This is a genomic window from Phytopseudomonas seleniipraecipitans (genome assembly GCF_900102335.1).
GTDB classification, from domain to species: domain Bacteria; phylum Pseudomonadota; class Gammaproteobacteria; order Pseudomonadales; family Pseudomonadaceae; genus Aquipseudomonas; species Aquipseudomonas seleniipraecipitans.
In genome coordinates this window covers 157,674-170,218 of the sequence record NZ_FNBM01000002.1, presented here as the reverse complement: position 1 = coordinate 170,218, position 12,545 = coordinate 157,674, and the positions used below count along the sequence as shown (strand labels likewise).

Here is a 12,545-nt window from a genome sequence, read left to right as displayed (position 1 = left end):
GCTAGGCTTCGATGGTTTGTTGCGCCAGCAGGCGCTTGATTTCCGGTACGCAGGAGCCGCACTGAGTGCCGCAGCCGAGGTTCTGTTTGAGGGCGATGAGGTCGCAGCCGCGCTCGATGCCTTCGCGCACCGCGGCCTCGCTGACGTTCATGCAGGTGCACAGGGTTTTGCCGGTGTGCTGGCGAGCCTGACCCGGCGGGCTCTCGACCGGCGCCAGCAGCCAGCGGCGCAGGGCGCGGCCGGTGTCGTCATCGAGTGAGGTCTGGTTTTGCCAGAGGTCACGCAGCCAGTTGCGGGCGCGGGTCTCACCGCTCAGGGAAAAGCCTGTCAGGCGGTTTTCATTGATACGCACGCGCTTGTGGGTGGGCACGCAGCCCGCCTCAACGCGCGGGTCGTCGTAACGGATCACCGGCCCTTCAACCAGGCCCAGTTTTTCGTGAAGCTCATCGAGCAATGCCGCATCGGGCGCGTGGTGGTGGGCCGCGCGCATCACCAGCGCCGAGGTTTCGCGCCCGGCGAGGCCGAAGCTGGCGTAGGCAAAGGTCTCGCACAGCGGGCGCAGCGCCTCCAGGCGTCGCTGAACATCCCCTTCGATCAGCGCGTGGAAGGTCCATGGCAGGTCCACGGGCTGTACATCGATCCCGGCGTGTTTCAGCTCCGGCTGCTTCGACAGCGGATCGAACGCTGGCAAGGTCAGGGCGTTGATGCCGAGGCCTTTGAGAAAGCGATCGCCCCAGTGCATAGGCAGAAAGGCCTGGCCAGGCTGTAGGCTGTCGTCGGCTTGCACGCGCACTACCAGGGCGCCACGGCGGCTGCGCACTTCGACCAGTTGGCCGTCCTGCACATGCCGCTGCGCCATGTCCTGCGGGTGCAGGTCGAGCAGCGGCTCTTCGACGTGGGCGAACAGCCGCGGCGCCGTGCCGGTACGGCTCATGCCGTGCCACTGATCACGCAGGCGACCGGTATTGAGTGTCAGCGGAAAGTGCCGGTCGCGTTGCTCCCTGGCCGGCTGGTAAGTCTCGGCGATGAAGCGCGCACGGCCGTTGGCGCTTGGAAAGTGGCCGTCGCCGTACAAGCGCGGCGTACCGTTCAGTGCACCTTCAGGAAAGGGCCACTGTTGCGGCCCGCGTGTTTCCAGCAACGTGTAGCCGAGGCCGCACAGATCGAGGTCGCGCGCACGGGTCAGTACCTTGTATTCCTCGAACAACTGCTCGGGATTGTCGAAGGCGAAATGCCCGGAAGGCACGCCCGGCAGGCGGGCTTCCAGGCGGCGGGCGAATTCACAGGTGATCGACCAGTCGGCGCGCGCCTCGCCAGGCGCCGGCACCGCACGGCGCACGCGGCTGACGCGGCGCTCGGAGTTGGTCACCGTGCCTTCCTTTTCACCCCAGCTGGCGGCGGGCAGCAGCAGGTCGGCGTAGCGGCAGGTTTCGGTGGTGAAGAACGCTTCCTGTACCACCACGAAAGGGCAGTCGCTCAGCGCCTGGTGAATCCGCTGCTGATCCGGCATCGACTGGGCCGGGTTGGTGCAGGCGATCCACAACGCTTTGATGGTGCCGTTGCCCACGGCCTCGAACAGCTCGATGGCGCTGAGTCCAGGCGTTTGTGGCAGCGCGTCAACGCCCCAGTAGGCGGCCACTTCGGCACGGTGTTCCGGGTTGGCGACCTCACGGTGACCGGGCAGCAAATTGGACAGGCTGCCGGTTTCCCGACCGCCCATGGCATTGGGCTGGCCGGTAAGGGAAAACGGCCCGCTGCCGACCTTGCCGATCTGCCCGGTGGCCAGGTGCAGGTTGATGATCGCCGCGTTCTTCGCGGTACCGGCAGTGGACTGGTTGACGCCCATGCACCACAGCGACAGAAAACGCGGTGAGCGGCCGATCCAGTCGGCGCAGCGGCGCAAATCCGCTTCGCTGATCGCGCACAGTTCGGCGACGCGCGTTGGGCCGTAGTCGGCGACCAAGGCTTGCAGCGCCTCGAAGCCTTCGGTGTGCGCCGCGATAAAGGCGTGATCGATGCGGCCTTGCGCCAGCAGCAGGTGCAGCACGCCGTGCAGAAGTGCCACATCGCTGCCGGGCGCGATAGCCAGATGCAGGTCGGCGACGTCGCAGGTGTCGGTGCGCCGTGGGTCGACGACGATGACCTTCATCTGCGGGTTGCCTGCCTTGGCCGCTTCCAGACGGCGAAACAGGATCGGGTGGGCGTAGGCCATGTTGCTGCCGATGATCAGCAGCGTGTCGGCCTGCTCGATGTCTTCGTACGAGCAGGGCGGCGCATCGGCGCCCAGGCTGCGCTTGTAGCCGACCACTGCCGAGGACATGCACAGGCGTGAATTGCTGTCGATATTGTTAGTGCCGACCAGGGCGCGGGCCAGCTTGTTGAACGCGTAATAATCCTCGGTCAGCAATTGCCCGGAGATATAGAACGCGACGCTGTCCGGGCCATGTTCATGGATAGTTCTGGCGAACACGTCGGCGGCATGTTCCAGCGCTGTGTCCCAGTCCGTGCGGGTACGGCCCAGGTCCTTGCCGAGGCGCAGTTCGGGATACAGGGCGCGGGCATCGAGGTCGCCGGTCAGGTGCAGCGAGGCGCCCTTGCTGCACAGCTTGCCGAAGTTCGCCGGGTGCGCGGGATCGCCGCTGACGCCGAGAATGCGTTCGCCGTCGTGCTCGATCAGCACGCCGCAGCCGACGCCGCAGTAACAGCAGGTCGAGGCGGTGGTGAGTGTTTCAGCGCCGCGCCCCTGATCGCTCATGCCGCCCCCTGCAGAAGCATCGGTTCGGCAACGGGGGCGGATGGCAGGCTACTTAGGGCGTCTTCGCCAAACATCAATGCATCGCGGATATCCGCCACCTTGCGGCCCTCGCGGATCAGTTGCAGATACCAGGCTCCATCGGTGGTGTCGCCATACAGGCAGGCGCCGACCAGTACATCGTTCTTCAGCACCAGCTTGCGGTAGCTGCCCATGATCGGGTCATCCAGGGTGATGCTCTGGGTACCCAGGCCGCCGGCGAAGTCACCCGCGGAGAACAGGTCGATGCCGGTGACCTTGAGCTTGGTGGAGGTCAGCGAGCCGAGGTAACGGCTGAAGCCCTGCATGGCCAGGTGGCTGGCGCATACTCGCGCTTGTTCGAACAGCGGGGCTACCAGGCCGTAGGCGACACCGCGGTGGCTGACGCATTCGCCCACGGCGTATACGCGTGGGTCGAAGCTCTGCAGCGTGTCATTGACCAGAATGCCACGGGCGCAGGGCAGGCCGGCGCGCTGGGCCAGTTCGATGTTAGGGCGGATGCCAGCAGCCATCACGACGAGGTCCGCGGGCAGTTGTTCGCCGTCGCTGAAGCGCACGGCCGTAACCCGGCCCGCGTCGGTGCCGAGCAGTTCCTGAGTCTGTTTGCCCAGGGCGAAATGCAGGCCGCGGCGTTCCAGGGCGCTTTGCAGCAACTGCCCGGCGCGCTCGTCGAGCTGGCGCTCCAGCAGCGTGGCACCGTTGTGCACCACGCTCACGTCCATGCCACGCAGCTTGAGGCCGTGGGCTGCTTCGAGGCCGAGCAGGCCGCCGCCGATAACCACCGCGCGGCGGTGCTGATTGGCGCTGTCGAGCATGCAGCGGGTGTCGGCGATATCGCGGTAGCCGATCACGCCTTCCAGCCCGTTGCCCGGTATCGGCAGGATGAATGGCCGCGAGCCGGTGGCGATCAGCAGGCGGTCGTACTCGGCGCAGCTGCCGTCATCGGCGATCACCCGGCGGTGGATGCGGTCGATCTCCACCACCTTACGGCCCAGCAGTAGGTTGATGCCGTGCTCGGCGTACCAGCTCAGCTCATTGAGCACGATGTCATCGAAGGTCTGCTCGCCCGCCAGCACTGGCGACAGCAGGATGCGGTTGTAGTTGGGGTGTGGCTCGGCGCCGAACACGGTGATGTCGTAGAGGTCCGGGGCGATCTTGAGCAGTTCTTCGAGCGTGCGTACACCGGCCATGCCGTTGCCGATCATCACTAACTTCAATCGTTTCATCCGCTACCTCCGTGGCCCTGAATGAATCGCCGCAAACAAAAAAGGCGTCCTGCACCGTGAGTGCAAGGACGCCTTTGTCCGGTCCCGATTCGTTTCGGGGAGCCGCGCCGGCTTTCGACGGGCTCTATGTCTGTAAGGACACAGAGCAGGGAGTGTGCCAATTACCGGTGCACGTGTCGGTCGGTTGGTAGGGGGCAGTTGAACTGATCCGGTTAGGCAGGGGTTCGCCGGGTGGTAACCCCTGCGGCCCTGGCCCTGCCGCCGGGAGAGGAGGCAGCGCGCAGCCGGCATCGTTTTGCCCAGTGCACCGATGGCGGCGCCTGATCACTCCATCGAGAACGCAATCGCTGCGCGGTGTTGGTGCGCCGCGCACTCTCGCTGTGCGTTAAGGGGTCAGCAGCAGGCGTTTGCGGCCATAGGCCTTTTCCAGGTTCTGCTGTTGTATGGGGAAGCTCAGGTACTGGGCGCGGCGCCAGGCGTCGATGCCGTCGGCATAGTGCGGGCTGGCCGGGTTACCGGATTGCCCGGAGCTGTTCAGGCCAATCATCGGTTCCTCGCGCCCGAAGTCGACGATCATCCGCATGCTCGGGATCAGCCAGGTGTCGAAGTCCTGGCCCCAGTTGTAGGCCGACACGTTCAACGTGCTGTGGTCCCCGCCAGCCGGGTACGGGCCGCGATCCAGATAGCCTTTCAGCGAGCCGATACTGGCGCGCTGACCGGCGCTCAGGTACGGCGCCATCTGCGTGCTGCCGCTCAGCCACTCGTAGGTGTGCAGCTTGCCCCACTGCCAGGCGGCGCGTTCGCTGCCCAGGCGCTGTTCGAGCAGCTCGATGCTGGCCGCCAGGCTGCGGGCGAGGATGGCCGGTTTGTCTTCCTTCTGCGGGGTGCGCACGTCGTTCCAGAACGGGCTGTCTTCGCGGCCAAGCAGGTGATCGGCCTGGGCCGAGTACGAGAGGTTGGCGGTATCCACCAGCGCCTTCCAGGCCTGCGAGGTCTCCGGGCCAAGCTCGTCGAGGAAGATCTGCCGCGCGCTCTCGTGCAGGAAGGCGCCATACACCGCAGCATCCGCCGAGTTTGCCGAGAGTTTGCCGTCGAAGGCCATTAGCCGGCTGAGGGCTTCATGCGCCTTGCCACGCTGGGCTTCGGGCAGACGATCGATGGCCTGGCGCAGCGGTGCGGCCATGTTCTCTGCCTCGAACATGTTCTGCAGCTTGGCGACGAAGGGCGAGGTCTGGTCGTACTGCATGGCGATCATGCTTTGCGTGTCATGGCGGCCACTGCCGGCCAATTGTGCCAGGCGCTCGTAGCGTTCCGGGTAATGCCAGGAATTGGACAGCTGCATGCCGTAACCGCGCGGCACGCTGCGCTGGTTGGCGCTGCCCAGCCAGCCCTGCTGTGGGTCCTGATCGTAAGGATGGAGCATCGGGTCAGCAAACCCGTCCCACTCGTAGTGGCTATCCCAACCCGGTGACGGCACCAGGCCCTGGCCGCCGCGACGATTGGGGAAGCGCCCGGTGACCTGCCAGCCGATATGTTCGGCATCGGCGAACACCAGGTTGAGCGGCATGGCGCGGATTTCCCGGGCCGCCTCGAAGGCCTGCTCGACCGACTGGGCGCGAGACAGGTCGAAAAAAGCGTCCAGGCTGGCGTCGTCTTCGAATTGTGTGGTCTGCAGTGCCAGGCCGTAGCCGCTTTGTAGCTGCAGCGGTTGCATCGGGTGCTTGCGCTCGCCCAGCACGCTGTTAAGCAGAGGGCCATGGCGGGTTTCGTAAACCGTCTCGCGAATCGGTTTCTGGCCCTTGATGATGAAGGTTTCCTGGCGCTCGCGGGCCGGCTGCCATTTGCCATCGGCGAGATACAACAGGCGATTGCCTTCGCGTTTGACCTGCTCGAGGAACAGGTCCTGGTTGTCGCCCATGACCATGGTCATGCCCCAGGCGAGCTTGCCGTTGAAGCCGGCAACCACCGCCGGCATGCCGGCGACGGTCACGCCCGACGCCTGGAATTTCGGCGCGCGAATCTGCACGAAGCTCCATACCGAGGGCAGTGCGATCGGCAGGTGGGTGTCGTTGGCCAGCAGGCTCTTGCCGCTGCGGCTGCGCGACGGGGCGATGGCCCAATTGTTCGAGGCGGCGACGCCGAGCATGTGCCGCTCGGAAACCTGGGCAGCGGCTGTTTTCACCGCCTGCAAGCCGGCAATGTTGCCGCTGAGAGCCAGGCCCTTGAGCTTTTCGGCTTCCTCGAACGGCAACGGCTCGTCCGGGTAGGTCGGCATTAGCCAGGCGAGTTTGTCGGCGCCGACTTTTTGGGTCAGGGTCAGCGCGGCAATCTCCTCCTGCAGGTTCACCGACAGACCGAAGTTGAGCAGGCAGAAAATCATCACCGAGTCTTCCGGCTTCCAGTACGGCGGGCGGTAGCCAGCCTCGGCCAGGTCCATCGGCAGCTTGTCGCGGTAGCGGAACAGGTAGGCGTTGACGCCGCGCGCATACACCTCGAAGAACGCCTTCATCCGCGGCGAGGCATTCTTGTAGAGCACCTCGGCGCTCTTCTTGAGGTTCACTGCACGCATGAACCTGTCCATTTCCAGCACGCCAGGACCGGCCATTTCCGCCAGGCGACCTTCGGCCATCAGGCGCAGGCTGACTATCTGGCTGAGGCGGTCGCTGGCATGCACGTAGCCGAGGGTGAACAAGGCGTCGTGAAAGGTGTGGGTTTCGATCAGCGGCATACCCAGCGGGTTACGGCGCACCGAGGCAGTCTGCGCCAGGCCCTGGACGCGGAAGGAGCCCTGGTCCGGGTGCACGCTGTTGCGGTAACGGCTGTCGAGCAGGGACTGACAACCGCTCAACGCAACCATGCCGGTGACGATGCCGGCAAGGCTCAGGGTGGCGAGAGGACGGAAAGCGCGCGGCAGCATGCGGCGGACTCCTGGCAGAAAGGGCGGTGGTGGGCGGCTGCCCGGGCGCGAATGGCGCTAAAGGTAGTGAGCGGCATGGCGGCTGGCAAGAGGCGCAGCGCTTGAAGCACTGCTGGTCGTCGGTAAACACAGCGGCACGCAGGCGCGCCGCTATCGGTGCGCGCTAAAGGCGGCTGGCCAGGCCTTCGTCGAGCAGCCAGCGGGCAGCCTCGCGGGCCTGCTGATCGTGTGCCTCGCTAAGCTCGGCGAAGCGCGCCTCATGGTGACGGCGCTCGTCGCGGCTCAGGGCTTTCCAGTTCTCGTGGGTGGGCACATCGACGGTCGCGTCATACAGCTGCTGAAAGACCTGGGTCTGTGGGGCCAGGCTCAGGCTGCTGTCGTAGTTGTCGAGCAGCACCTTGATGCGGATCGCGCCCTCGATCAGCGGCAGCTGTCCATCGAGCAACGAACTGGCCAGTACCCGCAAATCATCGTGCAGGCGCTGGCGCTGCGAGTTGAGTACTTCTGCCTGCTGACGCTGCCTGGCCCAGACTGTGCGCCACAGCTGGGCTGCGTACACGGCGAGGGCGATGACGACGACGGCCGCGAGCAGGATCAGCAGATAATCAGGCACCGTGGCACTTCTTGAATTTCTTGTCGCTGCCACACGGGCAGGGATCATTGCGGCCAACGTCCTTCAGGGTGTTGCGTACCGGCTCCTGAGGCGCGTGGTTGCAATGCGGGCCGTGCACATGGCCGTGGTGATCGTGACCATGATCATGCTCATGATCGTGGTTGCAGTCAGGGCCATGGACGTGGGGTTGCTGGGTCATGCGCGGCTACTCCGGTAGATATTGACCGGGAATTATCTCGCCATTGCGCGACATGTGCACGCGGCGGCCAAAGAATAATCCGGTTTTCACCTGGCCCTGCAGGCGGTAGCTGATGGGCTGATCCGGCTGCTCCAGCAACTTGACTACCTGGCGAACGTGGCGCCACAGGTTGGTACGTACCGGCACGTCGAACTCCGTATGACCTTTGGCGGGCACGGTGAACCAGACTTCCGACTCACCCTCGGCCAGCTTCACGTCGTTAAGGTGCACCACGTAGTTGAGGCCACGTACCGGCAGGCTGACGTCATTGGGGTTGTCGATGCGAAAGCGCAGCACGAAGCGCTGTTCCAGCAGCTTTGCCCGCACGACATCGACATTGACGAGGCGTACATCGGGGTCTTCGAAATCGTCCGAAAGCCAGGTCGAGCAACCGCTCGATACCGCGCCCAGACCAAGGAATACCAGTAGGCTAAGAATTCTTATCATTTGCGCCTGAGAAAACATTTCATACTCCGTTTGAACCCTCAGTGTATCAAGAGACCGCTTGGCTGCCCTAGGGGGGGACGTCAATTCATGGCGAGCGGTGGAAAGAGGGAAATGCAGACCGACTCTCGTATGCTCGCGAAAAGCTGCGTCATACTGGCCTGTATGCATTTAGGTTTTATTGCCGTGGCAGAAGCGGCGACAGGAATCGAGCAAAAGGAGCCTGGTGATGGCGCGGTATGAAATTGCATTTTCCGGAGAGCTGGTGCCTGGTGCCCAGTTGGAGACCGTACAGGGCAACCTGGCGAAGCTGTTCCAGGCTGACGCGCAGCGTATCGCCCAGTTGTTTTCCGGACGGCGGGTGGTGATCAAGAACAACCTGGACGAAGCCGCTGCCGAGAAGTACCGCAGCACGTTGGAGCGCGCGGGTGCCCGCGTCGAAGTAGTCGATACCGAGGCGGAGCTCGTCGAAGAGATCGAACTGGCGCCGCCGCCAGTGGCCGAGCCCGACAGTCGGGTAATCAGCCAGCCTGCCAGTCAGCCTCAGAGGCGTCTGCAGGTGGCGCCACGTGACGAGTACATGGCCGCTTTCGCCGATGTCGATGCGCCTGATTTCGGTGTCGCCGCGCTGGGCGCTGATCTGCAAGAGTTGGCACCCGAGGTACCCCAACCCGCGCTGGACCTGTCGCAGTTCAGCCTGGCGCCAGTTGGCAGCGACATGGGGCAGGCGAAGGGGCAACCCGCTGCGCCAGCGCCTGACACCTCGCACTTAAAACTGGTCTGAGGGCAGCCCGCTATAGATAGCCGGCGCAGCACTTCTTGAATTTCTGCCCGCTGACGCAGGGGCAGGGGTCGTTGCGACCGGCCTGCAGACCTACGGTTGGGTCGATGAAGTACCAGCGTCCCTGATTCTGTACGAATGCCGAGCGTTCGCGGTGGCTGTGCTCGCCGGCTTCGTCGTGCCAGCGCGCGACGAATGTCACGCGTGCGTGCTCAGGCTGGCCGCCCAGCAACTCGGAGTGCTCGACCTCGAGGCCCAGCCAGGTGCTTTGCAGGCTCCAGACACGAATGCTCTCGACATCCAGCTTGGCCTGCTGGGCAGGCAGCGTGGTCGCTACCAGATAATCGATATTACCGGTTACGTAGGCACTGTAGCGCGAGCGCATCAGGCTCTGCGCACACGGCGCTGGCGCTCCCTGGTGATAACGGCCACAGCAATCGGTCAGTGAATCGCCGCTGCCGCAGGGGCAGCCGGCTTGCGAGGCTTGGGTCACCATCCTTACCACCAATACTTCCCAAAATTTTCCGGGTTTGCCCAGAACTTGGCGTTCAGCCAATCGGGCGCCTGCTTGTATTCCATCAAGTCGTAGGTGAACAGACTGAGGATTTGTTCATCGCGTGTGAAGCGTTCGCTGACATGCAGCGCAAGCGCGAAGAAATCCGTGTCCTTCCAGTTGGCGGCCTGCAAATCGACCAGCACGGCCATGCGACTGGCATTCAGGTTGCGTATCCCACCAAGCAGTTGCAGGCCGTCGCGTTTGGGCATGTGCTCAAGGCAGTCAACCACAATGGCAAGATCGAAACGTTGCCCGGCCAGCGTTGCCGGCAGGCTGCCGGCCTCCGCGTGGGCGATCAAACTGGTGGGGTGTGCTTGCCGGAAGGCACTCACCGCAGGTTGCTCGCTGGCACCGATCAATAGCAGGCGCTCAGGCGCATAACGTTGCAGTAGAGCTGCCAGCGACTGTTGGGGCGTGCGAGTGGACGTGATGTGGCTCATCGAAAACCTCGAAAGAATCACAAAAGACTACCGCGCACCGGCGCAATCAACTAGAACTGTTCGTTCTGCCCGGCTGTCGTAACGCTGTCTGGCAGATTTTACTACGGGCGTCTTTAATCCAAGCGTGTCGATTTAAGCGCCGATTCCCATTAGGAGACTTGCATATGAGTATTACAAGGAAAGCGGTACCCCTGATCATTGCATCCACCTTTCTGACAGGGTGTGCTGGCGTTCAGAAGTCCGACTGGCCTACCTGTGCTGCAGTGGGCGGTGTCAGTGGTGCTGCGTTGGGCGCCATCGAGAGCTCGGCTTGGGCAGGTGGTGGTGCAGTAATCGGTGCTGGCTTCGCTGCTGCCTATTGCTGGGTGCATGGCGCTGACGGTCAGGAAGAGCTGGTGATGGTTGAAGAAACCATCGTTGAAGAGCAGGTCGTTGCTGAGCCGGTAGCCGAAGCAGTACGTGTCGAGCTGGACGTCAAGTTCGACTTCGACAAGGCTCAGGTCAAGCAGGAAAGCCTCGGCGATATCCGCAGCCTGGCTGATTTCATGACTCAATACCCGCAAACCTCCACAGTGGTTGAAGGCCATACCGACTCCGTTGGTACTGACGCCTACAACCAGCGCCTGTCGGAGCGCCGCGCCAATGCCGTGCGTGACGTACTGGTCAACCAGTACGGTGTCGGCGGCACCCGCGTGAACGCAGTCGGCTATGGCGAAAGCCGTCCGGTTGCTGATAACGCCACCGAAGAAGGCCGTGCGATCAACCGTCGCGTGGAAGCGGAAGTCGAAGCTCGGCCATAAGCCAGCCCAGACGTTAGTAGTCCTCCTGATCGGCTTCACGCCGGTCAGGAGGGCGATGTCACGCAATGGGCATCGTTTTCGTTTCACCCTCTGGTCTCGCCACCCGCAAACGCAGTAATGTGCCGCACAACAATAAGCGGCCGGGGCGGGGAATGAAGACTATCGCGGGACTGGGCAAACTGTTGGCGACACTGTTCTGGTGCGTCGTACTAGCCAATCTGATCGATCCATACGCTCAACCTTTCGCGCAGTTGTTGATGCTCGCAGGCGTTGCCGTGTTGGCGTTGCATGCTGCCGAGATGCTGCTGTTCAACCGCCTGCTTAGTGCACAACCCAGCGCTGGCGTAGCGCGGATGAACGTGCTGGCGTTCGGCATGTTTCATCTGTGGACGTTGCCTGGGGTGGAACACACGTCGCAGCCGGTCAGCCTCGAGGAAACCGCCCATGCGTAGGCTAGTGCTCGTCGCGGTATTGTGCTGCCCGCTACTGGCTGTGGCCGAGGCGGTGATCGAGGTCGACTCCCATCATTTCATGCGCCTGCCTGCTCAAGGCAGCGTATTGCAACTTGATCGACTCGCGGTCGCCGATAACGGCACCTTGCTGATTCCTGTCGGTGTCAGTGAGTTGCACATCGACACGCTCTACCTGGGACGCAATGCGCAGATTGCCGTCGCGCCATCCAGTGAAAGCCTGCATCTGGATATCGTTTCAGGCGAAATCGCAGCCGGCGCACAAATCAGCGCGCCAGGCGCACCGGGCACCGCACAGCGTCCGGCGATACCAGGGCGTACGCTGGTGGTGCGCTTGCAGGCAGTTACCACCGAGCAGTGGCTGATCGATGCACGCGGAGGCCGGGGAGCTGCCGGCTACGCGGGGCTGGACGGTGCCGATGGCAAAGCAGGCGGTTGTGCCTGGGGCCAGGCCAGTTCGGGCTATAACGGCCAGAACGGTACGGATGGCCAGGCCGGTGCGCCCGGCGGCGAGGTTCGCCTGGAAGTCCCAGCGGATTTCCCGGTCGAGCGTTTGCAGACGCGTCTGGAAGGCGGCCCAGGCGGTCCAGCGGGCGCTGCAGGCAATCCGGGTAGCGGCGGCGCAAGCAAGGGTTGCTGGATCTACAGCACCAGCGGTGCCCGCGATGGCTTGCCGGGAATCGCCGGTCAGCCCGGCGCGGCAGGTCGTGACGGGCGACTGGATGTTGTGCGTTTCTGAGCGATGACGGGCCTGTAAACAGGCCCTGATCAGAAGATCGGGCGGGCTGCTGCGATCGCTACCACGGCCAAGCCCAGCAACAAATTGATCGCTACCAGACGGCGAATTCCGCTCAGCACGGCGCCGCCGGCAGGCCAGTCCTGTGCGTCCACCGCGCGGCGCAAGGCTGGCAGCTGCAGGGCCTGGATGCGCAGAAACAACGCCAACATCGCCAGGTAGAGGCCCATCATCACGTGCACGTAGCGTGGTGCACCCGCGAAGCCACTAAAGCCCATGTGCAGCATGCCGATGCCGCTGATGGGCAGCAGCAGGACGGCGACCCACACCCAGACGAAAAAGCGGCGGAAGACGTCCAGCCACAGCGTCAGTCGCTCCGGCGCTTGCAACGAACTCATCGCAGCCGGGCGCAGCACCATCCACGCGAAGAACATGCCGCCGACCCAGATCAGCGCAGCGAGCAGGTGCAGGGTGTAGATGAGGGAATAAGGTTGCATTCAGGCACTCCGGTTAAACCTGTCACGCCGCGCGCC

At 63.7% G+C, this 12,545-nt stretch carries 13 protein-coding genes; 4 read left to right on the top strand and 9 right to left on the bottom strand.

The window, feature by feature from the left end; all coding sequences use genetic code 11:
- Window position 1 precedes the first annotated feature (1 nt).
- The 6 genes from BLS60_RS05605 to BLS60_RS05580 form a co-directional block, all read right to left on the bottom strand.
- The gene (locus tag BLS60_RS05605) at window positions 2-2,755 is read right to left on the bottom strand and encodes a nitrate reductase (RefSeq protein WP_092365737.1); all 2,754 of its coding nucleotides are present in this window, start codon (window positions 2,753-2,755) and stop codon (window positions 2-4) included.
- Window positions 2,752-4,017 (bottom strand): NAD(P)/FAD-dependent oxidoreductase, encoded by a 1,266-nt coding sequence (locus BLS60_RS05600; RefSeq protein ID WP_092365734.1) that lies wholly within the window; start codon window positions 4,015-4,017, stop codon window positions 2,752-2,754. Before BLS60_RS05600 ends, BLS60_RS05605 begins: the two co-directional genes overlap by 4 nt.
- A 385-nt stretch (window positions 4,018-4,402) precedes the next feature.
- A complete protein-coding gene (locus BLS60_RS05595) occupies window positions 4,403-6,934 on the bottom strand; it encodes a penicillin acylase family protein (RefSeq protein ID WP_092365731.1) in 2,532 nt (843 codons plus the stop codon).
- Window positions 6,935-7,097: 163 nt separating this feature from the next.
- Complete coding sequence (locus tag BLS60_RS05590; RefSeq protein ID WP_244153369.1) at window positions 7,098-7,547, bottom strand: DUF2489 domain-containing protein; 450 nt, start codon at window positions 7,545-7,547, stop codon at window positions 7,098-7,100.
- Window positions 7,540-7,746, bottom strand: coding sequence for an SEC-C metal-binding domain-containing protein (locus tag BLS60_RS05585; RefSeq protein WP_092365725.1), 207 nt, complete (start codon window positions 7,744-7,746; stop codon window positions 7,540-7,542). The genes BLS60_RS05590 and BLS60_RS05585 overlap by 8 nt, the downstream gene beginning before the upstream one ends.
- Window positions 7,747-7,752: 6 nt before the next feature.
- Window positions 7,753-8,250, bottom strand: a complete 498-nt coding sequence (locus BLS60_RS05580; RefSeq protein WP_092365722.1) for an LEA/WHy family protein — start codon at window positions 8,248-8,250, stop codon at window positions 7,753-7,755.
- 208 nt (window positions 8,251-8,458) lie between these two features.
- On the opposite strand from BLS60_RS05580, the gene BLS60_RS05575 reads away from it, so the two are divergent.
- Window positions 8,459-9,013 carry a hypothetical protein gene (locus BLS60_RS05575; RefSeq protein ID WP_092365719.1) on the top strand — a complete coding sequence of 185 codons (555 nt, stop codon included), beginning with the start codon at window positions 8,459-8,461 and terminating at the stop codon, window positions 9,011-9,013.
- 10 nt (window positions 9,014-9,023) lie between these two features.
- On the opposite strand, the gene BLS60_RS05570 is transcribed toward BLS60_RS05575, so the two are convergent.
- Together BLS60_RS05570 and BLS60_RS05565 are read right to left on the bottom strand one after the other, a co-directional pair.
- Window positions 9,024-9,506: a YchJ family protein gene (locus tag BLS60_RS05570; RefSeq protein ID WP_092365716.1), complete on the bottom strand. Its 483-nt coding sequence runs from the start codon at window positions 9,504-9,506 to the stop codon at window positions 9,024-9,026.
- Window positions 9,507-9,508: 2 nt separating this feature from the next.
- Window positions 9,509-10,006, bottom strand: coding sequence for a DUF6231 family protein (locus BLS60_RS05565; RefSeq protein WP_070882303.1), 498 nt, complete (start codon window positions 10,004-10,006; stop codon window positions 9,509-9,511).
- A 164-nt stretch (window positions 10,007-10,170) separates the two neighbouring features.
- On the opposite strand from BLS60_RS05565, the gene BLS60_RS21965 reads away from it, so the two are divergent.
- The 3 genes from BLS60_RS21965 to BLS60_RS05550 all read left to right on the top strand — a co-directional run bounded on the left by BLS60_RS21965 (window position 10,171) and on the right by BLS60_RS05550 (window position 12,015).
- Window positions 10,171-10,806, top strand: coding sequence for an OmpA family protein (locus tag BLS60_RS21965; protein ID WP_092365713.1), 636 nt, complete (start codon window positions 10,171-10,173; stop codon window positions 10,804-10,806).
- Between the two features lie 152 nt (window positions 10,807-10,958).
- Window positions 10,959-11,258: a DUF1145 domain-containing protein gene (locus BLS60_RS05555; protein ID WP_092366536.1), complete on the top strand. Its 300-nt coding sequence runs from the start codon at window positions 10,959-10,961 to the stop codon at window positions 11,256-11,258.
- Window positions 11,251-12,015, top strand: a complete 765-nt coding sequence (locus BLS60_RS05550; protein WP_092365710.1) for a hypothetical protein — start codon at window positions 11,251-11,253, stop codon at window positions 12,013-12,015. The genes BLS60_RS05555 and BLS60_RS05550 overlap by 8 nt, the downstream gene beginning before the upstream one ends.
- Before the next feature lie 29 nt (window positions 12,016-12,044).
- Here the strand turns inward: BLS60_RS05550 and BLS60_RS05545 are convergent, their stop codons facing one another.
- Window positions 12,045-12,509, bottom strand: a complete 465-nt coding sequence (locus BLS60_RS05545; RefSeq protein WP_092365707.1) for a CopD family protein — start codon at window positions 12,507-12,509, stop codon at window positions 12,045-12,047.
- Window positions 12,510-12,545: the final 36 nt, after the last annotated feature.